Genomic DNA, 21,337 nt, shown 5'->3' with positions numbered 1-21,337 from the left:
AGGTGCCCCATGAGCGATCAGCAGGATCTACCCGAACATCCCGAGGACCACGCCGAAGTCGAGCACCCTGAAGCTTCCCGACACACCGGCCATCATCTCGCCCTGCCCGGCCAGCAACTGCCGGACAAGGTTTATGTCATCCCGATTCACAACCGCCCGTTCTTCCCGGCGCAAGTGCTGCCGGTCATCGTTAACGAAGAACCCTGGGCCGAAACCCTGGATCTGGTAGCCAAAACCCCGCACCACTCCCTGGCGCTGTTCTTCATGGACACCCCGCCCGAAGATCACCGCCATTTCGACACCTCGGCCTTGCCGCTGTACGGCACCCTGGTCAAGGTTCACCACGCCAGCCGCGAAAACGGCAAGCTGCAGTTTGTCGCCCAGGGCCTGACCCGAGTGCGCATCCGTACCTGGCTCAAACACCATCGCCCGCCTTACCTGGTGGAGGTCGAATACCCGCACCAGCCGAGCGAGCCGACCGATGAGGTCAAGGCCTATGGCATGGCCCTGATCAACGCGATCAAGGAACTGTTGCCGCTCAACCCGCTGTACAGCGAAGAACTGAAGAACTACCTCAACCGCTTCAGTCCCAACGATCCGTCACCTCTGACCGACTTCGCCGCAGCACTGACCTCGGCCACCGGCAATCAGCTGCAAGAAGTGCTCGACTGTGTGCCCATGCTCAAGCGCATGGAGAAAGTCCTGCCGATGCTGCGCAAAGAGGTCGAAGTCGCTCACCTGCAAAATGAAATCTCCGCCGAGGTGAACCGCCAGATCGGTGAGCATCAGCGCGAGTTCTTCCTCAAGGAACAGCTCAAGGTCATCCAGCAGGAACTGGGGCTGACCAAAGACGATCGCAGCGCCGACCTGGAGCAGTTCCAACAGCGCCTGGAAGGCAAAACCCTGCCGGCCGCGACGAAAAAGCGTATCGACGAAGAAATGGGCAAACTGGCGATTCTGGAAACCGGCTCACCGGAATACGCCGTCACCCGCAACTACCTGGACTGGGCCACCGCCCTGCCCTGGGGCGTCTACGGCAAGGACAAGCTCGACCTCAAGCACGCACGCAAGGTCCTCGACCAGCACCATGCCGGGCTCGACGACATCAAGGACCGGATTCTTGAGTTCCTCGCTATCGGCGCCTGGAAAGGCGAGATCAGCGGTTCGATTGTGTTGCTGGTCGGCCCGCCTGGGGTGGGTAAAACCAGTATCGGCAAGTCCATCGCCCAGTCCCTGGGGCGTCCGTTCTATCGCTTCAGTGTTGGCGGTATGCGTGACGAGGCGGAAATCAAAGGCCACCGGCGCACCTACATCGGCGCCCAGCCCGGCAAACTGGTACAAGCACTCAAAGACGTCGAAGTGATGAACCCGGTGATCATGCTCGACGAGATCGACAAAATGGGCCAGAGCTACCAAGGCGACCCCGCCTCGGCCTTGCTGGAAACCCTCGACCCCGAGCAGAACGTCGACTTCCTCGACCATTACCTGGACCTGCGCCTGGACCTGTCGAAAGTGCTGTTCGTGTGCACCGCCAACACCCTCGACTCGATCCCCGGGCCGTTGCTCGACCGTATGGAAGTGATTCGCCTGTCCGGCTACATCACTGAAGAAAAACTCGCCATCGCCAAGCGTCACCTGTGGCCAAAACAGCTGGAAAAAGCCGGGGTTGCCAAGTCCAGCCTGAGTATCAGCGATGGCGCACTGCGCACCGTGATCGAAGGCTATGCGCGTGAAGCCGGTGTGCGCCAGTTGGAAAAGCAACTGGGCAAACTGGTGCGCAAGGCGGTGATGCAACTGCTGGAAAACCCCGAGGCGAAAATCAAGATCGGCACCAAGGATCTGGAAGCTTCGCTGGGCATGCCGGTGTTCCGCAGTGAACAGGTGCTGTCGGGCAAAGGCGTGATCACCGGCCTTGCCTGGACCAGCATGGGCGGCGCCACCCTGCCGATCGAAGCCACGCGCATTCACACCCTCAACCGCGGTTTCAAACTGACCGGGCAACTGGGCGATGTAATGAAGGAGTCGGCCGAAATCGCCTACAGCTATGTCAGTGCCAACCTCAAGAAGTACGGAGGCGAACCGGCATTCTTCAACGAAGCCTTTATCCACCTGCATGTGCCCGAAGGCGCCACCCCGAAAGATGGCCCAAGTGCCGGGATCACCATGGCCAGCGCCCTGCTGTCCCTGGCCCGCGACCAGGCACCGAAGAAAGGCGTGGCGATGACCGGCGAACTGACCCTGACCGGGCAAGTGCTGCCCATTGGCGGGGTGCGAGAGAAGGTGATTGCTGCACGGCGGCAGAAGATCTTCGAACTGATCTTGCCGGAAGCCAACCGCGGCGACTTCGAAGAGCTGCCTGACTACCTCAAGGAAGGCCTGAGCGTGCATTTCGCCAAACGCTTTGGTGATGTGGCAAAGGTACTGTTCGGCTGAGATCGCTTGAACCTGTATGCGGGCCGGCAAAGCTCGCATCAGGTTTATCTCAACCTGGCGAACCCTTTCATGCCGCAGACAACTGCAACGAAGACAGTTTGTCTGTCATCTGCTTGGTACTTTGCTCGATGTCACGCCACAACCCGAGAAACTGGCTGAAGTAAATCGCGAAAAACGCCAACTGCTGCTGGCTGGTGATTTCCTGAATTTTATCCTGCGAAGCGTCGATGTAACTATCAAAGCTCTGCCAGGCCGAATGAAAATGTGAAGAAGCCGTCAGCACCTCTCTGAGCATTTGTTCCAGCGTCCGTAGCGGATCTGACAGCTCGGCAATGCGCGTTTTCAATGCTATTTTCGCCATTGTGGTAGTGCTGAAATCTTTGCTCGTCGGCCCTCTGAGCTTGTCCAGCGCCTGCAGGATTTTCACTGCCGCAGGCACCAATTGCGTCCTGGCGTCATCGCGAAACCCCGTGCATTCATCGCGCACATGCTCGACCTGCCTGTCATACTCGGACACCAAGCGCTTGAGCGCGATCACCTGCTTGGGCAAGGTTGAAATGATCTGCTTATCTTCCGGGCTGAGCGGGGTCAATGTATCAACTAACAGTTCATCCCAGGCTTCTCGTCGTTTACCCAATGCTTTGGTTTTTGAGCATACTTCTAGAATGACGGGGCCGATCATACTTATTTTTCCGGCAGTCTCGGTCAACGCCATTGCCAGTTGCAGATTTTTTGCGAAGAGCGGCTGCCAACGGTTGGCGTGCGCCTTCACGTTACGAATAAAAGAAAGAATATTATCCGGACTTAGCTGGGGGCTGCTCGACATCACGCCAATCAACACTATTATTTCAACTTTCCCTGCAGCTGAACCCAACCAGCGCAGCAAATCCTGAGTTGACTGCGGTAATTTGCGTACAGCACATACATACTGGTTCAGGCTGCTTATATGCGCAGATGACAAGGTCATTGCCCCTGTATCCAGGCTTTCATCCATCAGTTTCAAAAAATCTCCTGGCAGACCTGAAGAACACACTTGCCAGTTAGCATCCACGTACACGACCATATTTATTCAACCTAATGCTTTTTTATTACATCCACCACACTAGAAAAAAAACCAATCCCGGGCACCGGCAAGCAAGCCGACACCCGAGAGACATTAGAATGCTTCGCGATAGACGCTAACGATATGCTGTGCGTATTCGACCAAGCCCAGCAACAGCCTGATCAACGCCTGAACATGTTCTACATCATTCAGCGAAATAGCACCTAGCTTGTTACGTTCATTTTTAATTTGAATATAGATTTTACTTTTCTCAGCCAGCCATTCTGCACGCATAGCAACCAACGGCAGATAGGCTTCAAGCGCCTCGATATTGCTGCGTGCCTGGCGTTCGAGTTGTTGCTGTTCGCGCTGCTGGACGACCATGTCCTGCACATGAGCCTGCAGTGCACGACGCTGATCTTGGAGCTGTGAATAGCGCAGTCCATCCTGTAGACCGCCAAGGATTTTATTCACTGCCTCCAGGGCTTGTTCGATCGCAATGGCCGCGCCTGCGGTAGTGGCGCCTTGAGTCACCAGCCCCTGAATTTGCTCAACGCTTGGCAGTTGGCCTTCGAACTGGCTTTCAATGCCATTTGCCTCAAGCACCGCAATCGCTTTTTCCAGCTCTGCCAGTTCATTTCGCTTACTGGCCAGCGTGCTGTCGAGCAGTTGCAAGGCGTTGTTCAAGCGTTCATGAGTCTGCGCATAATTAACGCGGTCGCGCTCCACGTCATAAACCGGGAGGCTGGCAATCGACGTTGTAGAGTCCTCGACACTCACTAGCAGTACATCCAGTTTTTTACCAATAACGCCTGCGGCGCGCTGGACCTCTTCAAAGTAAAAGTCCCTCTCATCTTGATCGATCGCTGCCCCCTGAAGTGCACTAAGTGACTCTTCCACACGTTCAGACTTGATGCTGGTAGCGAGGTCTCCGGCAAGTTTTGAAAAGTCGTCAAAATACTTAACAAATCCTTTGTAATGCCGTTCTATCGAGGTATGCAGCAGCGGTAAAAACTCAAAGGTATTCTTTTCCCAGAACGCAGCATATGCACTGGCTGCAGCCAGAACTTTAGTCATATCAGGTTTTTGCAAAGCCGTATTAAGCACAGCAACATTGTCATTCATTTCCTGCCCCTCATTTTGCTGCGATAGTGTCGTCAAATACTTTATTCATGTGCTTGGCGAACCTTTCAATATCGCCCCACTGACTGATAAAGCGCTTGAAAAATATTGCAAACTTAAATAACTGCTGATTCGACTCAATTCGACCGAGTTGCTCAATCGAAGCATCAATATAATTACCAATAAGCGCCCAGGCAGAGTGCAAGTGAGCGGAAGCCGTTACAACATCACGCAGCCGTGTTTCCATTTGCCCCATCTGCGTACTCAATTCTTCCACCAGTCCCTCCAACCTGACGGCGGCTTTCAGTTGCTGGCTTACCTCACGGCGGCGCTGCTGATACTCATTGCGGCGTTTGCGGGCTTTCTCTGCCTTTGAACCATAAATTGATCCGGTAATCACAACACCCAACACGCCGGCTGCCAGACCACTCAACGCCGCTTTGACATACTGGTCATACTCGGCTTCAAGCCTGGTAATTTCCTTGTCGATCTCTGCCAGATCGTCACGCAGCTCCTGTGTCAGGCCACTGGCTTGCTGTCGCTTGATGGCTTCGGTTTTCTTCACAACCGAAGGGATCAGCGATTCACGCGCCTGATCGCGAAACTGTTTGGCCTCATCACCAACGGTCTGTACGCGTTCAGCAAACCTATCTACGTCACCACGCAGCACTTGCAGGTAATCGACAAGATTCAGGACGGTATGCTTATCGTCTGCACCCAGGCTGATGGGCTGCTCGAAATGAATGGTCTCCCATACCTCCTTCTTCTTGCCCAGTGTCTTGGTCGCTTCGAGAAGCTGCAGCACCTCGTTACCCGTGGTATTGATGCTGTTGGCATGAGTAGCCAACTGAAAACCAAGTGTTTTGCTGTTATCGGACAGTGACGTCCAACGATGCCCATGTTCCTGCAAGCGGCGATGCATTTCAGCCATTCTGGCTGGCATCAAGTCCGGTTCGGCGATGGTGGAATAGCCTAACCAATGAATGACTTCCGCTTGTTCAACAGGCAGGCTGAACACGTGATTGGCGTACTGGTTTAGGGTGACGATATGTTCGCGCGTCAGGGTCAAGCCGCCTTCATTCGGGCCATCACGCTGAGCCATCCCCTGAATCAGAGCCTTTGGTAGATCTTCAGCCTCGCTCTGCAATGTTTCAAAATCAGTTTGTGTATCATTCATGCTCACGTCCCTCCAGATAGGCCAGAACGGCCCGGGACCTTCAAACTAATAGCGCTGGGTTTTGCCCTGCAGAGGGCAGGTTTTCCTGAAAGCCGATCCCCACCTGAACCACTGGATTGTCGATGAACATCAACTACAAGTTGTTAGCCCTAGGCTTGCCCCTTCTGGCCGCGTGTTCACAAACCCCAGAACGCCCGGAAAACCTGGTCCTGGAAAAACTCAGCCAATGCCCTGTGCGCCTGGAAACCGGCCAAACCCTGACCTTGACCCTGCCCAGCAACCCCAGCACTGGGTATCGTTGGCTGGTGCAGAATCCGGCGGCAGGCGTTCTGCGTAGCCTGGGGCCAGAGGTGTACAGCCATCCGGAGGACGCTGGGGTAGTGGGCAGCGCCGGTCAATCGGTGTGGCGCTTCCAGGCGCAGGCCGCAGGTGAAGGGCATTTGCTATTGGTGTACCAACAACCCTGGGCCCCGGAAGTACGCCCGGTGCAGACCTTCGACTGTGTGATCAGCGTGAAGTAACTGCGCTGGTCAGCCAAACCATGCATCTACTGAGCGGTTTGGCTAAAATGCCCGCCTTTTACTGCCCAACGCCTGGACTGCCCCGTGAGCAAAGAACCCGATCGCCTATTCGCCCAGCCGCTTGGCCAGGTGCCCGACTTCGCCTTCAACGAAGACGTGGTGCGGGTGTTTCCGGACATGATCAAGCGCTCGGTGCCCGGTTACCCGACCATTGTCGAAAACCTCGGTGTACTGGCAGCTCAGTTTGCACAGCCCAACACCGCCCTGTATGACCTCGGCAGCTCGCTGGGCGCCGTGACCCAAGCCCTGCGCCGCCATGTGCGCAGCGACGGTTGCCGGGTGATTGCCGTCGACAACTCGGCAGCCATGGTCGAGCGCTGCCGGCAATACCTCACGGCCCAGGACTCGATGTTCCAGGAGCTGCTGCCGGTCGAGGTGATCGAAGGCGATATCCTCGCCCTGGATTTCCAGCCGGCCTCGGTGGTGGCGATGAACTTCACCTTACAGTTCATCGCCCCCGAACAGCGCCAGCAATTGCTCGCTCGCATCCGTGCATCGTTGTTGCCCGGTGGCGCGCTGATCCTCTCGGAGAAACTGCGTTTCAACGACCCCGAAGAACACGCACTGCTCACTGACCTGCACGTTACCTTCAAACGCGCCAATGGCTACAGCGAACTGGAAATTGCCCAGAAGCGCAGCGCCATCGAAAACGTGATGAAGCCCGACAGCCTTGAAGAACACCGCGAGCGCCTGCTGGCCGCTGGTTTCTCAAAAGTCGCGCCGTGGTTCCAATGCCTTAACTTTGCCTCGTTGATTGCCCTGCCATGATTGATCTTTCCCCTCTGGTCCGCCGCCTGGCGGGCACTCCCCTGGCGCAATGGTCGCAAGGCCTGCAAGCGCAACTCGACGCGAAAATGGAGAAAGGTCACGGTGACCTGGAGCGTTGGCAGAATGCCCTCGACGCGCTGCCCGCCCTGCTCCCCAGCCAGATCGATCTGGTCAATGGCCTGAACCTTGATTGCGACTGCGACCAGGACACCCGCGAGCGCATGCGCCAGGCGCTGATGGGCTTGTCGCCCTGGCGCAAGGGCCCGTTCGATCTGTTCGGCGTGCACGTCGATACCGAATGGCGTTCAGACTGGAAATGGTCACGGGTCGCCCCGCACCTGGACCTCAAGGGCAAGCGCATTCTCGATGTCGGCTGCGGCAACGGCTACTACCAGTGGCGCATGCTCGGTGCCGGTGCCGACAGCGTAATTGGTGTCGACCCCAACTGGCTGTTCTTCTGCCAGTTCCAGGCCGTGCAGCGCTACCTGCCGGAGCTGCCGGCCTGGCACCTGCCCTTCGCCCTGGAAGACCTGCCGGCCAACCTTGAAGGCTTCGACACAGTGTTTTCCATGGGCGTGTTCTACCACCGCCGCTCGCCGATCGAGCACCTGCTGGCGCTCAAGGATTGCCTGGTCAAAGGCGGTGAACTGGTGCTGGAAACCCTGGTTGTAGAAGGCGACGAACATCAGGTGCTGGTCCCTGAAGACCGCTATGCACAGATGCGCAATGTCTGGTTCCTGCCGTCGGTACCGGCGCTGGAGCGTTGGCTGCGGCGTGCCGGCTTCAGTGATGTGCGTTGCGTCGATGTCAGTGTCACCAGCGTTGAAGAGCAGCGCAGCACCGAGTGGATGCGTTATCAGTCGCTCAGCGACTTCCTCGACCCGAACGACCACAGCCGTACCATCGAAGGGCTGCCAGCGCCGCGGCGTGCGGTGTTGGTAGCACGCAAATAGCCATCGCGGGGCAAGCCCGCTCCCACCGGCAGGGCCGGATGCAGGGGCCAGTGGTGCCACCACAGCAATTGGATAATTGCCCACAGCCCTCAAAGCCAATCCGTGAAGAGCCCAAAAAAAAGGCGCCCATCTGGGCGCCGAAAATTCACCTTTACCAAAGGAGCGGGGAGCTACCAAGGTGAATGGAGCTACTCTTTAGCCACCTGCTGCTGAGCATCACTGCGCTTCTGCGCCTCGGAAGTAGCAACCGCCTGATCTTTCTTGCCGTGGATCTGCTCCTGGCTCAGGCGAAACTTCTCCCAGAACTGTTTCGAACGCTCCGAGCCGCCTTCAGCCAGCGCGGCACCGCTTCCCAGGGCCAGAACACCCATCAACACATACTTGATCAGGCTCATGTTGCTCACCTCGTGATTGAATTTCAGTACAGTTCAATCTTACGTAGGCCAAGCTAACGACAAGGTGAGGCGGACATTACAGTGTTGCAAGAAAGGCCCTACAGCAGGGTCAGCGGGTACTCGACAATCAGACGCACCTCGTCCAGGTCAGACTCAAACGCCGTCGCCCGCGTCGTGGCCTGACGCACGCGCAACGACAGGTCTTTGAAGGTCCCCTCCTGCACCACATACTTCGCCTCGATATCCCGCTCCCAGCGCTTCTGATCGGTCAGCGGGTTGCCCGCGTCGTCACGGCGCATGTACACCGAGTTGGCGTCGGAATAATCAATGTCACTGCCGCGCCCGTATCGGGTCATGAAGGTCAGCCCCGGCACGCCATAGCTGGCCATGTTCAGGTCATAGCGCAGCATCCACGAACGCTCCTTGGGCGAGTTGAAGTCGCTGTACTGGATCGAGTTGTCGAGGTAGATCGAATCGGCCTGACGCAGGTAGTCAAAATCGTTGTCACCCTGGTTGCGCTGGTGCGACAAGGCCAGGGTGTGGGCGCCGTAGGTGAAGCCGACCCGCGCACTCCAGATATCGGTGTCGAAGCTGTCCAGCAGTTGCTTGCCCTGGTCTTTGGCCTTGTAGTAGTTGAAGCTGGTGAAGGCACTGAGCTGTTCGGAAATCGGATACTGGTAGCTGACCCCGGCGTAATACTGGTCCCAGGCATCTTTCAGGCGGCTGCTGTAGAGGCTCAGGCTCAGGTTATCAGTGGCCTGGTAATCGCCCCCGAAGTAACCCAGCCAGGGCGAGTCGACCGGGCCGGCATAAAAGGTCTCAAAGCCATCGCGGTTGTTGCTCGACAGTGGCTGGCTCATCGCATGCAGGCGACCGCCCTGCACCGTCAGGCCTTCCAGCGTGGTGTTCTCAAGGGTCCAGCCGCTGAAGCTTTCCGGTAGTAAGCGCGAGTCGCCAAAGTGCACCACAGGGGTGGTGGGGAACACATCGCCGACTTTGATTTCGGTGTCGAACAGGCGCGCCTTGACGGCGCCACCGAGCTTGCTGAAGTTATTGGCGGTGTGCCCCTCACTGTCGACCGGGAGCATATCGAACGAACTGCGCCCGCCACTGCGGCCGTCACCGCTGTCGAGCTGCAGCGCCAGCATGGCATGGGCGTCCAGGCCGAAGCCGACGGTGCCCTGGGTATAACCTGACTGGAAACGGGCGATGAACGCCTGGGCCCAGGCCTCGGCATAACCAGCCTTGCCAGTCGGTGATACCTCGCCCTTGCGATAGTCGCGATTGAAGTAAAAGTTACGACTGAGCAGCGTCAGGCTGCTGTCTTCGATAAAGCCCTGAGGCTGCGTGGCGGCATTACTGACCGCACAGCTGGCCAGGGCCAGCACACCGGTTACACAGGCTGTGGTTTTATTCCCCATCTTCAACTCCTGATTATTCGCCGTAATACGCACAACGGCCGCTGATGCGGCCGCCGTGGGTATCCTGACAAGGGCTGAATAACTCGAAGATGAGCGGGAAATTACAGTTTCGTCACTTCACTCGCCTCAGGCTCCTCGTCCTTGCGGTGCGCCCGGTAGTACAGCGCTGGCAACACCAACAGGGTCAACGCGGTAGACGACAGAATCCCGCCAATCACCACGGTGGCCAGCGGCCGCTGCACCTCGGCGCCGGTACCGGTGGCCAGTGCCATGGGAATAAAGCCCAGGGACGCTACCAGTGCGGTCATCAGCACCGGGCGCAGGCGGGTCAGTGCCCCTTCATCGATGGCCTGGCGCAGGCTGCGCCCCTGCTCACGCAAGCCACGGATAAAGGCGATCATCACCAGGCCGTTGAGCACGGCCACACCCGACAGGGCGATGAAACCGACCCCGGCCGAAATCGACAACGGAATGTCGCGCAGCCACAACGCCACCACCCCACCGGTCAAGGCAAACGGAATCCCGGTGAACACCAGCAGGCCGTCCTTGAAGTTGTTGAACATCATGAACAACAAGGCAAACACCAACAGCAAGGCCACCGGCACCACCACCTGCAGGCGCTGGGCTGCCGACTGCAGTTGCTCGAACTGCCCGCCCCAACGAATCCAGTAACCTGCCGGAATACTGACCTGAGCGTCGATGCGTTCACCGGCCTCGGCAACGAAAGAGCCGATATCACGACCACGCACGTTGGCGCTGACCACCACCAGCCGTTTACCGTCCTCACGGCTGATCTGGTTGGGGCCTTGAACCAGTTGCAGGCTGGCCACATCGGCCAGGGTAATGAAGCCGATCTGGCCATCGCCACTGGTACCTGCGGGTACCGGAATCAGCAATTGCGACAGCCCCTCGATGTCGGTGCGCAAGGTTTCGGACAGGCGCACCACCATGTCGAAGCGGCGGTCCCCCTGGTACAGCGTACCGGCCTGACGCCCGCCCACTGCCACGGCAATGGTGTCCTGCACATCACCGACATTCAGGCCATAACGTGCAGCCTTGTCGCGGTCGACTTCAATGGTCAGCACCGGCAAGCCCGAGGTCTGCTCGACCTTGACCTCCGAGGCCCCCGGCACTGCCTGCAACGTTGCGGAAATCTGCGCGGCGGTACGATTGAGCTGCGCCATGTCATCGCCAAAGACCTTCACCGCAACATCACTGCGCACCCCGGAAATCAGCTCGTTGAAGCGCAACTGAATGGGTTGCGACAGCTCGTAGTTGCTGCCCGGCACCCGCGCACTGGCACGCTGGATATCGGCAATCAACTGCTCGCGCGACTTGCCTGGATCGGGCCACTGATCTTGCGGTTTGAGCATCACATAGCTGTCGGAGATGTTCGGCGGCATCGGGTCCGAGGCGATCTCGGCAGTACCGGTACGGGCAAACACGCGCTCCACCTCCGGTACCTGACTCATCACGCTCTGCTCCAGTTGCTGCTGCATGGCCACCGACTGGCTAAGGCTGGTGCCGGGCACACGCAAGGCTTGCAGGGCGAAGTCGCCTTCGCTCAGGCTCGGGACAAACTCACTGCCCATGCGACTGGCCAGCACCCCCGACAACAGCACCATCACTGCAGCCAGGCTGAACGCCAGTGGCCGATGGCCCATGACCCAACGCAGCAGCGGTGCATAGCCACGCTTGGCGCTGCGCATCAGCAGGTTTTCGTCTTCCTTGACCTTGCCGGTGACAAACAGGGCAATGGCCGCAGGCACGAAGGTCACCGACAGCAGCATGGCGCCGAGCAAGGCGATCACCACGGTGAACGCCATAGGGTGGAACATCTTGCCCTCAACACCACTCAGGGCAAAGATCGGCAGGTACACCACCATGATGATCAATTGCCCATAGATCAGCGGTCGACGCGCTTCTCGGGCGGCATTGAACACCTCGTGGAAACGCTCGGAACGGGTCAACAGACGGCCGTGGTGTTGCTGGGCGTGGGCCAGACGACGGATCGCGTTTTCAACGATCACCACCGCACCATCGACAATGATGCCGAAGTCCAGCGCGCCCAGGCTCATCAGGTTGGCGCTGACCTTGTTGCTGAACATGCCGGTAAAGGTGAACAGCATCGACAGCGGAATGATCATCGCGGTAATCAGCGCCGCGCGGATGTTGCCGAGGAACAGGAACAGAATCACGATCACCAGGATCGCGCCTTCGATCAGGTTCTTCTTCACTGTGGCAATGGCTTTGTCGACCAGATTGGTGCGGTCATACACGGTTACCGCGCTGACCCCCGGCGGCAACGAGCGATTGATTTCCACCAGCTTCTGCGCCACCGCCTGGGACACCGTACGGCTGTTCTCGCCAATTAGCATGAACACGGTACCCAGCACCACCTCGCGACCGTTCTCGGTGGCCGCGCCGCTGCGCAGCTCTTTGCCGATGCCGACTTCAGCGACGTTGCGCACGCGGATCGGGGTGCCATCGATGTTGGCCAGCACGATGTTGGCAATATCGTCGATCCCGGCCAGTTGTCCCGGCGCACGGATCAGTAACTGTTCGCCGCGCCGCTCGATGTAGCCGGCACCGACGTTGGCGTTGTTACGTTCCAGGGCGGTGAGCAAGTCAGCCAGGGTCAGCTTGTACGAGGCCAGACGCTTGGGATCGGGGGCGATCTGATATTCCTTGGCGAAGCCGCCAATGGTGTTGATCTCCGCCACGCCGCGCACGTTGCGCAGTTGCGGTTTGATGATCCAGTCCTGAATCTCACGCAGGTCGGTTGGCGTGTAAGGGCTGCCGTCTTCCTTGCGGGCATCCTCGGCAGCCTCCACGGTCCACAGGAAGATTTCCCCAAGGCCAGTGGAAATCGGCCCCATCGCCGTCTCGACACCGTCAGGCAATTGCCCTCGAACTTGTTGCAAGCGTTCGTTGACCAACTGCCGGGCGAAGAACAGGTCGGTGCCCTCTTCGAAGATGACCGTAACCTGCGACAGCCCCGAGCGCGACAGCGAGCGGGTCTGCTCAAGGCCGGGCAAACCGGCCATTGCCGTTTCGATGGAGAAGGTGATGCGTTGTTCGGTTTCCAGCGGCGAGAAGCCGTCGGCCTGGGTATTGATCTGGACCTGGACGTTGGTGATGTCCGGGACCGCATCGATCGGCAGTTTCTGGTAGCTGGCCACACCCAGCCCGGCCATCAGCAACACCGCCAGCAACACCATCCAGCGCTGCTCGATGGCAAATTGAATAAGACGTTCGAACATAACAGGTACTCGCGCCGGTCAGTGGACGTGCTCGGCGCTGGCCTTGCCCAGCTCCGACTTGAGGACAAAGCTGCCCGACGCCGCCACCTGCTGTCCGGCTTGCAGGCCTTTGCGGATTTCGACGTAGCCGTTGGCGCTGGCCCCCAGCTCTACCGCCTGGGCAACAAAGCCTTCCTTGGTGCGGACAAACACGGTGGCTTGCTCTTCAAGGTTCTGGATCGCCTGATCTGGCACCGCCAGTGCAACGTCAACGCTTTCGCTCGGCACCTGGACCGCAACGAACAGACCCGGGCGCCAGGCACCGCGTGGGTTGTCGAGGGTGACGCGGACCGTGGCGGTACGAGACTGCTCACCGAGCAGGCTGCCGACATGGCTGATCTGCCCCTGCACCTGCTCGTTCAGCTCGCTGGCGACGATGTTCACCGCCATGCCGCTGCGTACTTTGCCCAGATCCCGTGGCGCGACACCGAAGGTTGCCCAGACGCGGGACAGGTCAGACAGGGTGAAGGCCGCGCTGGTCTCGTTGACCACCTCGCCCGGCACCAGGTGCTTCTCGACGATCTGCCCGGCAAACGGCGCGCGCAGCTCGTAACGGTTGCCACCGGCCAGTACCGTGGTGCCACTCAGGGCGCTGATTTTCTGCCGGGCATTGGCCTGGGCAATCTCCGCCTCCTGCAAGGCCTGACGCGCCTGCAGGTAATCCTGTTCGGCGGAAATCCCCTCCTGCCACAGGTCCTTCTCACGCTGATAGGTACTGCGCGCCAGCTCCAGTCGACGCTGACTGGCTGCCAGTTCGCTGCGCTGCTCGGAAATCTGCGGACTGGCGATGACCGCCAGCAAATCACCGGCCTTGACCTGCTGGCCAAGCACTACCGCGACCGACTCGACCACCCCGGCAGCCCTGGGCACCATATGCGCGGTGCGGTCTTCATCGAAACGGATTTCCCCTGGCAACGACAGGTTGCGCTGCAACTGGCGTGGCCCGGCGGCGGCCAACGCGATGCCCGCCAAGTCAATCTGCTCCTGACTGAGCGTGATGGCCCCCTCCTCTTGCTCATGCCCGCCTTCAGCCTCGCCATGGCCATCGCCATGACCACGCTCGTCTTGCTCCGGCTCGTCGTGATCACCCTCTTCAGCATGATCATGGGCTGACGTTGCCGTGGCCGCCTGTGGCTGCGGGCCGCTCTGGCGCGCCAGTAACACACCCAGGCCCAGGCCCAGCAACAAGGCAGCGATCAGCAGCGTTGCGGACTTCTTGTTCATGCAGTCTCCTTAGCACTCACCGCGCTCGGCGGCGTCAATCAAAGCGGGGGGGAAATGTCGATGCGGTTCAGCGGGTAGCCAGGCTCAAGTCGCCGAAAATGCGCTCCAGGCGCACCCGTGCCTCGCTGCGCTGTGCCTGCGCCTGCAGGTACTGCAGACGTGCAGCAACCAGGGTGCGCTGGGCATCGAGGACATCGAGGAAGGCGAACTTGCCGCGTTCAAAGCCGCGGGTGGCGGCGTCCACGGCGTTTTGTGCCGAAGGCAGGATCGAGCGGTCGAAGTCCTGCACTTCCTGATTGGCGGTGTTCCACTGCGCCAGGGCCTGAACCACTTCACTGCGCAAGCGCAATTCAGCGCCATTGCGCTGATCACGGGCCTGATCGGCGCGGCGCGCGGCGGCCAGAATGTTGCCCTGATTGCGGTCAAACAACGGAATTGGCAGCGACACCCCAACCACATTGATGCGCTCGCGCTCGGTTTCGCTGTACTGGCTGCCAACACTGACGGTCAGGTCGGGAATCCGCTGCGTACGCGCCAGGTTCAGCGACGCCTCTTGCTGATCGATCTGCACCAGTGCCAGGCGCATGTCCGGGGTCTGCTCCAGGCGCTCAAGCAGCTGGGTGCGGCTCGGCACTGCCGGGTCTTCGCTGCCGATGCTGTCAACCCGGCTGAACTGCGCCATCGGCGCACCGGTAACGGCAGCCAGTTGTTGATAGGTCACGGTCAGTGCCTGCTCGGCACGCCCCAACTCCAGACGCACCTCAGAAAGCTGCACCTGCGCACGCGTCGCCTCCACAGGCGAAGCACTGCCCGCCTTGACCCGCCCCTGCACCACCTGCAACGCCCGCTCACTCAAACGCAGTGACTGCTCGGCCAGTTGCAAGCCTTCCTGCGCCTGCAGCGCCGCCTGGAAAGCACCGATCACATCGGCGCGCAATGTATTGCGCTGGCGCTCAAGCTCGAGCTCGGCCAGTTGCGAACCGCGCCCGGCCACGTCCAGACGGGCACCGCGCTTGCCGCCCAGTTCGAACATCTGGTTGACGCTAAGGGTGGTGGTCTGCTGACCGCTGCGGGTGTCTTCAACTTCCCACCCCACCTCGGGGTTGGGCAGCACGCCGGCCTGGCGCCGCTCGCCTTCGGCGATATCGATACCCCAGCGCGCGGATGCCAGTTCAGGGTTGTTCGCTTGCGCGCTCTGCAGCGCCTGATCGAGGGTCAACACCGGGCCCTGGGCCAGTGCCAGCGAGGGCACGGCCAGTAATACCAGCATCAACAGCATGCAGCCGCGGCCTGTGCCGGGCCTGTCCAGAGAGCAAAACATGGCGGGCTCCTGCGCCTTTTCGAGAGCCCGCACTGTAGTTATCGGGGTTTATCCCCAAGATGACTCGAATATTACAAATCTGTTATCCAGCCATCACCGGAGCAAAGATGGCTTAGTATCCGCCGCTCGACGCCTTCCAAGGTCTTGACCTTACAGTTACTTCAGGGTTGAGAATCACCGCCTTTGCCATTACCGAGTCATCCCATGCGCTTACTGATTATCGAGGACGAGCTGCGTACCGCCGATTACCTGCAACAAGGTCTGAGCGAAAACGGCTACATCGTCGACTGTGCCCACAGCGGCGCCGACGGCCTGCACTTGGCCCGCCAGCAGGCCTATGACCTGATCATTCTCGACGTCAACCTGCCTGAACTCGACGGCTGGACCGTCCTGCAGCGCCTGCGTGCCGACTCCAGCACGCGGATCATGATGCTCACCGCCCACGGCCGCCTTTCCGACCGGGTCAAAGGCCTGGACCTGGGCGCCGATGACTACCTGCTCAAACCGTTCGAGTTTCCGGAGCTGCTGGCACGCATCCGCAGCCTGTTGCGCCGTAACGACCAGGCCCTGCAGCCCAACACCTTGAAAGTCGCCGATCTTGAGCTGGACCCTGGCCGACACCGGGCTTACCGCGCCGGCCAGCGTATCGACCTGACCGCCAAAGAGTTTGCCCTGCTGCACCTGTTGATGCGTCAGAGTGGCGAAGTGTTGTCGCGCACGCAGATCATTTCGCTGGTCTGGGACATGAACTTCGATTGCGACACCAACGTGGTTGAAGTCTCGATCCGCCGATTGCGCGCCAAGATCGATGACCCGTTCGAGAACAAGCTGATCCATACCCTGCGCGGTGTCGGTTATGTCCTTGAGGCGCGCGAATGAAACCGGCGCGGCTTTCCCTGCGCCTGGGCTTGAGCGTTTGCCTGATGGGCGCGGCACTGGTGCTACTGCTGGCCTGTTTGGCGGTGTTCGCCCTGGACCATGAACTGGACAGCCGCGCGCGCAAAAGCCTGACCGCGAAGATGGCGCAGATCGAGCACGGCCTGAGCATCGACCTCAAGTCAGGCGACCTGCAAACTTCCGCGCACCCCCTGCTGGATGTGGTGATGGGCCATGACAACCTGAGCCTGAGCGTGATCGCCCTGACCGGCCGCCATTCGGCCCTGCTGACCCTTGGCCCGGGCCTCGACGCCGAGGCCCTGATGCAGATTCCCGGTAGCGCGCAGTTGGGCTTCAGCAAGTGGCGCGACAGCAGCGGCAATCACCTGCTCACCGCCTCGCGGCTGCTGCGCCTGCAAGACGGCACCGAGGTGCGCGTGCTGCTGAGCGTCAACCGCGCCGACGATCACAGCTTGCTCCAGGCGTACTTGCGCTCGACCTTGCTGGCCGTGCCATTGCTATTGCTGCTGATCGGTTTTGGCGCCTGGAAACTGGTGCAGCGTGGCCTGATCCCGTTGCGCAGGTTCAGCCAGGTCGCCGAGCAGGTAACGGCCCAGCAACTGGCCTTGCGCCTGCCGCTCAACGACTTGCCGCAAGAGCTGTACGAGCTGGCCAAAAGCATGAATGTCATGCTCGACCGCCTCGACGGTGGCGTGCAGCAGCTCTCGCAATTCTCTGACGATCTGGCGCATGAACTGCGCACGCCTATCAGTAACCTGATGGGCAAGGCGCAAGTCACCCTGTCCCGAGAGCGCCCCATCGAGCAATACAAAGAAGTGCTGGAAACCAGCATCGAGGAGCTCACCCGGCTCAGCCGCATCATCAACGACATGCTGTTTCTGGCACGGGTCAGTCAGCCGCAAAGCCAGTTGTCACTCAAGCCGGTCAATTTGGCGGATGAGGCCAAGTGCGTCAGTGCGTTGTTCGAGTTCAATACGGAACAGAAAGGCATCAGCCTGCGCTTGCACGGCTGGGGCACGATCATGGCTGATCGCCTGATGGTGCAACGGGCGTTGTCGAACCTGTTGAGCAACGCCATTCGCCACAGCCCTGAAGGGCAGCCGATCGACATAGGTGTCGAGCGCAGTGGTGATGAGGTTTTCATGTGGGTTAAGAATCGCGGACCGGGCATCGAACAGGGGCATCTGCCGTACTTGTTCGAACGCTTTTACCGCGCAGGATCGGGCCGTTCGCGGCTAGAGGGCGGGACTGGGCTGGGGCTGGCGATCGTCAAATCGATCATGCAGCTGCATGGTGGGCGGGTTGAGGTGAGCAGCCAGTTGCATGGATTGACGCGGTTCAGTCTGGTGTTTCCGGGGCGTGTGGAGTGAATCGCGGGGCAAGCCCGCTCCCACAAAGCTTTGTGGGAGCGGGCTTGCCCCGCGATCTGATTAATGCCGGCTAGCCGCCATGATCAGCGCTTTCATCTCCGCCACCGCCGACTTGAAGCCAACGAACAAGGCATGCGCCACCAGGGCATGGCCAATGTTCAGCTCATTGATGCCCTTGATCGCGGCCACCGCTTCAACGTTGTGGTAGTGCAGGCCATGACCGGCATTGACGATCAAGCCCTGAGCCAGGCCAAAAGCCACGCCGTCGGCAACGCGCTTGAGCTCTTCGGCCACTTCGCTCGGGGTTTCGGCGTCTGCATAACGGCCGGTGTGCAGCTCGATTGCCGGTGCACCGACGCGGCGCGAGGCTTCGATCTGGCGCTCGTCAGCATCGATAAACAGCGAGACTTCCGAACCCATACGCGACAAGCGCTCAACCGCGGCCTTGATCCGCGCTTCCTGACCGGCGACATCCAGGCCACCTTCGGTAGTCAGTTCCTGACGGGTTTCCGGAACCAGGCAGATGTGCGCCGGGCGGATGCGCTCGGCAAAGGCCATCATCTCTTCGGTGACACCCATTTCGAAGTTCATGCGCGTTTGCAGCACGTCCTTGAGCACCAGCACATCGCGCTCCTGGATATGCCGACGGTCTTCACGCAGGTGCACGGTGATGCCATCGGCGCCAGCCTCTTCGGCGTCCAGCGCAGCCTTGACCGGGTCGGGGTAGCGCGTGCCGCGCGCCTGGCGCAGGGTGGCAACGTGGTCGATGTTGACGCCAAGGAGCATGCGGTTGCTTTGAGTCACGAAAAGGCTCTCCTGAAGATTTAGCCTGACAGCATACGACGTGCTCAGCGCTTGCGAAACAGTTCCCGACTGACCAAGGGCCGCCCGCCCAAATGAACGGCCAACGCCTGGCGCATCAGGCGCTTGGCAGCACTCAAGGCACCCGGCACATTCCAGTCGGCTTCGGCCATGGCCAGCAGCTCTTCGCCGCGAAACAAACCGGGTTGCAGCAGGTAAACCCGCTCAAGCCCGGCGTCCACCTGAAGGCGATACAAGCCGTCGGCAACCAGCGGCTCGCCATTGACGTCCTGGTCGAGGGCGAAGGCGTAACCCAGCTCGTCCAGCAAGCGCCACTCGAACGCCCGCAGCAGCGGCTCCAGCGGTCGTCCGGCGGCGAGTGCTTGCAGGGTTGCGGCGTAGTGTTCGAACAACAGCGGCTGAGGATCTTCGGCGGGCAGCAGGCGAATCAGCAGTTCGTTCAGGTACAGGCCACTGAACAAGGCATCGCCATTGAGCCAGGCCGCTACACCGACACTGTCCAGACGCCCGACGGTTTTCAGCTCGCCACGGCCACGGAATTCGACCTCAAGCGGCACGAAGGGACGCGCCTGGCTGCCACCTTTGCCACGCGCACGACGCAACACGGCGCGCAGGCGGCCTTGCGGGGTGAGGAAATCGACCAGCGCGCTGGTTTCACGGTAGGCCCGGCTGTGTAGCACGTAGGCCGGCTGGCCAATTGGCAGTTCCATGGGCAGCGCTTCAGAAAAGGTTCGACCCGGCAGCGGACGCTGCCGGGCCTGATGCGATCAGAGGTCGCCGTAGCCCAGCGAACGCAGGGCGCGTTCGTCGTCGGACCAGCCGCCTTTGACCTTGACCCAGAGGTTGAGCATGACCTTGGCGTCGAACAGCACTTCCATGTCTTTGCGCGCCTCGGAACCGATGCGCTTGATGCGCTCGCCCTTGTCGCCAATGATGATCTTCTTCTGACCATCACGCTCAACCAGAATCAAGGCGTGGATGTGCAGGATCTTGCCCTGCTGCTTGAACTCTTCGATTTCCACAGTGATCTGGTACGGCAGCTCTGCACCCAGCTGGCGCATGATCTTTTCGCGCACCAGTTCAGCGGCCAGGAAGCGGCTGCTACGGTCGGTGATCTGGTCTTCCGGGAAGAAGTGATCGTTTTCCGGCAGGTGCTTGGCGATCAAGCCTTCCAGCGCTTCGAGGTTGTGCCCCTGCTGCGCGGAAATCGGCACGATTTCGGCATTCGGCAGTTGCTCCTGCAGCCACTGCAGGTGCGGGATCAGTTCGGCTTTCTCTTCGATCCGGTCGGTCTTGTTGATCGCCAGGATCACCGGCCCCTGCACGTACTGCACACGCTCCAGGACCAGTTGGTCTTCGTCGGTCCATTTGGTGCGGTCGACCACGAAGATCACCACGTCGACGTCTTTCAGAGCCGCCGACGCCGTTTTGTTCATGTAGCGGTTGAGCGCCTTTTCGTTGCTCTTGTGCATACCCGGGGTATCGACGTAGATCGCCTGGATATCACCCTCGGTCTTGATCCCCAGCATGTTATGCCGGGTGGTCTGCGGCTTGCGCGAGGTGATCGCCAGCTTCTGGCCGAGGATGTGGTTGAGCAGGGTCGATTTGCCGACGTTCGGGCGGCCGACAATGGCAACGTAGCCGCAGCGGGTGGTGTTCGTATCAGTCATTGCCATTCTCCACGCCCAGGGCGATCAGTGCTGCAGCGGCCGCGACTTGCTCGGCGATACGCCGGCTAACGCCCTGGCCTCGGCTTTTTTCAGTCAAAAGGGTCACTTCGCATTCGACGAAAAACGTCCGGCAATGGGGCTCACCTTGAATATCCACCACTTCGTAACGCGGCAGCTCGCAGCCCCGCGACTGCAGAAATTCCTGCAGGCGTGTTTTCGGGTCTTTGTTGGTATCGACCAGGGTCAGGCTCTCGAATTCACCGGTCAGCCAGGCCAGTACCCGCTCACGGGCGGTCTGCATGTCTGAATCCAGGTAAATGGCGCCGATCAGCGCCTCGAGGGCGTCAGCCAGGATCGATTCACGGCGAAAACCACCGCTTTTCAGTTCACCGGAGCCCAGACGCAGGTACTCACCCAGGTCAAAACCACGGGCCAGTACCGCCAGGGTTTCACCCTTGACCAAGCGTGCGCGCAAGCGCGACAACTGGCCTTCACGGGCCTGGGGAAAACGCTCGAACAGCGCTTCACCGGCGACAAAGTTAAGGATCGCATCGCCAAGAAATTCCAGGCGCTCGTTATTGCGCCCGGCAAAACTACGGTGCGTCAGGGCCAGCAGCATCAGCTCCTGGTTCTTGAAGGTGTAACCGAGCTGGCGCTCGAGGCGGCTCAAAGAAACGCTCACAGTGTACCCACGCGCAGTTCGTGGTCGATATTCAACGCTTTGTTCAAATCAACATCCTGAAAGACTGTTTAGCTCATGCTCACCAGCGTTGGCGTGCCAGGCGGATCCGCAGACCCTCTGAACACAGCCTATGCCAGAAATGCATTCGGCGCTGTCC

The 21,337-nt window shown here is 59.9% G+C and carries 18 protein-coding genes; 6 read left to right on the top strand and 12 right to left on the bottom strand.

The window, feature by feature from the left end:
* Positions 1-9 precede the first annotated feature (9 nt).
* Positions 10-2,433, top strand: a complete 2,424-nt coding sequence (lon, locus tag ACP6KB_RS05945; RefSeq protein ID WP_442112485.1) for an endopeptidase La — start codon at positions 10-12, stop codon at positions 2,431-2,433.
* Between the two features lie 67 nt (positions 2,434-2,500).
* Here lon and ACP6KB_RS05940 read toward each other — a convergent pair whose 3' ends face one another.
* From ACP6KB_RS05940 to ACP6KB_RS05930, 3 genes are all read right to left on the bottom strand, one after another.
* Positions 2,501-3,436 carry a hypothetical protein gene (locus ACP6KB_RS05940; protein WP_442112484.1) on the bottom strand — a complete coding sequence of 312 codons (936 nt, stop codon included), beginning with the start codon at positions 3,434-3,436 and terminating at the stop codon, positions 2,501-2,503.
* 153 nt (positions 3,437-3,589) lie between these two features.
* Positions 3,590-4,600 carry an alpha-xenorhabdolysin family binary toxin subunit B gene (locus ACP6KB_RS05935; RefSeq protein WP_442112483.1) on the bottom strand — a complete coding sequence of 337 codons (1,011 nt, stop codon included), beginning with the start codon at positions 4,598-4,600 and terminating at the stop codon, positions 3,590-3,592.
* A gap of 10 nt (positions 4,601-4,610) precedes the next feature.
* The gene (locus tag ACP6KB_RS05930; RefSeq protein ID WP_442112482.1) at positions 4,611-5,774 is read right to left on the bottom strand and encodes an alpha-xenorhabdolysin family binary toxin subunit A; all 1,164 of its coding nucleotides are present in this window, start codon (positions 5,772-5,774) and stop codon (positions 4,611-4,613) included.
* A 122-nt stretch (positions 5,775-5,896) separates the two neighbouring features.
* Here ACP6KB_RS05930 and ACP6KB_RS05925 point away from each other — a divergent pair, with 122 nt between their 5' ends.
* The 3 genes from ACP6KB_RS05925 (at position 5,897) to cmoB (ending at position 8,076) form a co-directional block, all read left to right on the top strand.
* Positions 5,897-6,295, top strand: coding sequence for a protease inhibitor I42 family protein (locus tag ACP6KB_RS05925; RefSeq protein WP_442112481.1), 399 nt, complete (start codon positions 5,897-5,899; stop codon positions 6,293-6,295).
* An 84-nt stretch (positions 6,296-6,379) separates the two neighbouring features.
* Complete coding sequence (gene cmoA / locus ACP6KB_RS05920; RefSeq protein WP_442112480.1) at positions 6,380-7,123, top strand: carboxy-S-adenosyl-L-methionine synthase CmoA; 744 nt, start codon at positions 6,380-6,382, stop codon at positions 7,121-7,123.
* The gene (gene cmoB / locus ACP6KB_RS05915; RefSeq protein ID WP_442112479.1) at positions 7,120-8,076 is read left to right on the top strand and encodes a tRNA 5-methoxyuridine(34)/uridine 5-oxyacetic acid(34) synthase CmoB; all 957 of its coding nucleotides are present in this window, start codon (positions 7,120-7,122) and stop codon (positions 8,074-8,076) included. Before cmoA ends, cmoB begins: the two co-directional genes overlap by 4 nt.
* 188 nt (positions 8,077-8,264) lie before the next feature.
* Here cmoB and ACP6KB_RS05910 read toward each other — a convergent pair whose 3' ends face one another.
* The 5 genes from ACP6KB_RS05910 to ACP6KB_RS05890 form a co-directional block, all read right to left on the bottom strand.
* Complete coding sequence (locus ACP6KB_RS05910; RefSeq protein ID WP_442112478.1) at positions 8,265-8,471, bottom strand: hypothetical protein; 207 nt, start codon at positions 8,469-8,471, stop codon at positions 8,265-8,267.
* Between the two features lie 98 nt (positions 8,472-8,569).
* Positions 8,570-9,892 carry an OprD family porin gene (locus ACP6KB_RS05905; RefSeq protein ID WP_442112477.1) on the bottom strand — a complete coding sequence of 441 codons (1,323 nt, stop codon included), beginning with the start codon at positions 9,890-9,892 and terminating at the stop codon, positions 8,570-8,572.
* Between the two features lie 101 nt (positions 9,893-9,993).
* Entirely contained in the window at positions 9,994-13,155 is a 3,162-nt protein-coding gene (locus ACP6KB_RS05900; RefSeq protein WP_442112476.1) for a CusA/CzcA family heavy metal efflux RND transporter, read from the bottom strand.
* A gap of 18 nt (positions 13,156-13,173) precedes the next feature.
* Entirely contained in the window at positions 13,174-14,418 is a 1,245-nt protein-coding gene (locus ACP6KB_RS05895) for an efflux RND transporter periplasmic adaptor subunit (RefSeq protein ID WP_442112475.1), read from the bottom strand.
* 67 nt (positions 14,419-14,485) lie between these two features.
* The gene (locus ACP6KB_RS05890) at positions 14,486-15,739 is read right to left on the bottom strand and encodes a TolC family protein (protein WP_442112474.1); all 1,254 of its coding nucleotides are present in this window, start codon (positions 15,737-15,739) and stop codon (positions 14,486-14,488) included.
* 204 nt (positions 15,740-15,943) lie between these two features.
* On the opposite strand from ACP6KB_RS05890, the gene ACP6KB_RS05885 reads away from it, so the two are divergent.
* Positions 15,944-16,618, top strand: coding sequence for a heavy metal response regulator transcription factor (locus tag ACP6KB_RS05885; RefSeq protein WP_442112473.1), 675 nt, complete (start codon positions 15,944-15,946; stop codon positions 16,616-16,618).
* Positions 16,615-18,006 (top strand): heavy metal sensor histidine kinase, encoded by a 1,392-nt coding sequence (locus ACP6KB_RS05880; protein WP_442112472.1) that lies wholly within the window; start codon positions 16,615-16,617, stop codon positions 18,004-18,006. The genes ACP6KB_RS05885 and ACP6KB_RS05880 overlap by 4 nt, the downstream gene beginning before the upstream one ends.
* A 60-nt stretch (positions 18,007-18,066) precedes the next feature.
* Here ACP6KB_RS05880 and pdxJ read toward each other — a convergent pair whose 3' ends face one another.
* From pdxJ to rnc, 4 genes are all read right to left on the bottom strand, one after another.
* Positions 18,067-18,792: a pyridoxine 5'-phosphate synthase gene (pdxJ, locus tag ACP6KB_RS05875; protein ID WP_442114263.1), complete on the bottom strand. Its 726-nt coding sequence runs from the start codon at positions 18,790-18,792 to the stop codon at positions 18,067-18,069.
* A 62-nt stretch (positions 18,793-18,854) separates the two neighbouring features.
* Complete coding sequence (gene recO / locus ACP6KB_RS05870) at positions 18,855-19,538, bottom strand: DNA repair protein RecO (RefSeq protein ID WP_442112471.1); 684 nt, start codon at positions 19,536-19,538, stop codon at positions 18,855-18,857.
* Positions 19,539-19,595: 57 nt separating this feature from the next.
* Positions 19,596-20,498, bottom strand: a complete 903-nt coding sequence (gene era, locus ACP6KB_RS05865) for a GTPase Era (protein WP_038607646.1) — start codon at positions 20,496-20,498, stop codon at positions 19,596-19,598.
* Positions 20,491-21,180, bottom strand: a complete 690-nt coding sequence (rnc, locus tag ACP6KB_RS05860; protein ID WP_133215566.1) for a ribonuclease III — start codon at positions 21,178-21,180, stop codon at positions 20,491-20,493. The genes era and rnc overlap by 8 nt, the downstream gene beginning before the upstream one ends.
* Between the last annotated feature and the right edge of the window lie 157 nt (positions 21,181-21,337).

This window comes from Pseudomonas sp. NUPR-001 (assembly GCF_052147955.1).
Classification (GTDB): domain Bacteria; phylum Pseudomonadota; class Gammaproteobacteria; order Pseudomonadales; family Pseudomonadaceae; genus Aquipseudomonas.
The sequence above is the reverse complement of the archived record's forward strand: the minus strand, read 5'-3'. Positions and strand labels throughout refer to the sequence as shown.

Excerpts from the sequence above, each read along its gene's own strand:
- lon (WP_442112485.1), top strand. The coding sequence starts at position 10 with ATGAGCGATCAGCAGGATCTACCCGAACATCCCGAGGACCACGCCGAA.
- ACP6KB_RS05935 (WP_442112483.1), bottom strand. The coding sequence starts at position 4,600 with ATGAATGACAATGTTGCTGTGCTTAATACGGCTTTGCAAAAACCTGAT.
- ACP6KB_RS05930 (WP_442112482.1), bottom strand. The coding sequence starts at position 5,774 with ATGAATGATACACAAACTGATTTTGAAACATTGCAGAGCGAGGCTGAA.
- ACP6KB_RS05925 (WP_442112481.1), top strand. The coding sequence starts at position 5,897 with ATGAACATCAACTACAAGTTGTTAGCCCTAGGCTTGCCCCTTCTGGCC.
- cmoB (WP_442112479.1), top strand. The coding sequence starts at position 7,120 with ATGATTGATCTTTCCCCTCTGGTCCGCCGCCTGGCGGGCACTCCCCTG.
- ACP6KB_RS05910 (WP_442112478.1), bottom strand. The coding sequence starts at position 8,471 with ATGAGCCTGATCAAGTATGTGTTGATGGGTGTTCTGGCCCTGGGAAGC.
- ACP6KB_RS05905 (WP_442112477.1), bottom strand. The coding sequence starts at position 9,892 with ATGGGGAATAAAACCACAGCCTGTGTAACCGGTGTGCTGGCCCTGGCC.
- ACP6KB_RS05900 (WP_442112476.1), bottom strand. The coding sequence starts at position 13,155 with ATGTTCGAACGTCTTATTCAATTTGCCATCGAGCAGCGCTGGATGGTG.
- ACP6KB_RS05895 (WP_442112475.1), bottom strand. The coding sequence starts at position 14,418 with ATGAACAAGAAGTCCGCAACGCTGCTGATCGCTGCCTTGTTGCTGGGC.
- ACP6KB_RS05890 (WP_442112474.1), bottom strand. The coding sequence starts at position 15,739 with ATGTTTTGCTCTCTGGACAGGCCCGGCACAGGCCGCGGCTGCATGCTG.
- ACP6KB_RS05885 (WP_442112473.1), top strand. The coding sequence starts at position 15,944 with ATGCGCTTACTGATTATCGAGGACGAGCTGCGTACCGCCGATTACCTG.
- ACP6KB_RS05880 (WP_442112472.1), top strand. The coding sequence starts at position 16,615 with ATGAAACCGGCGCGGCTTTCCCTGCGCCTGGGCTTGAGCGTTTGCCTG.
- pdxJ (WP_442114263.1), bottom strand. The coding sequence starts at position 18,792 with ATGCTCCTTGGCGTCAACATCGACCACGTTGCCACCCTGCGCCAGGCG.
- recO (WP_442112471.1), bottom strand. The coding sequence starts at position 19,538 with ATGGAACTGCCAATTGGCCAGCCGGCCTACGTGCTACACAGCCGGGCC.
- era (WP_038607646.1), bottom strand. The coding sequence starts at position 20,498 with ATGACTGATACGAACACCACCCGCTGCGGCTACGTTGCCATTGTCGGC.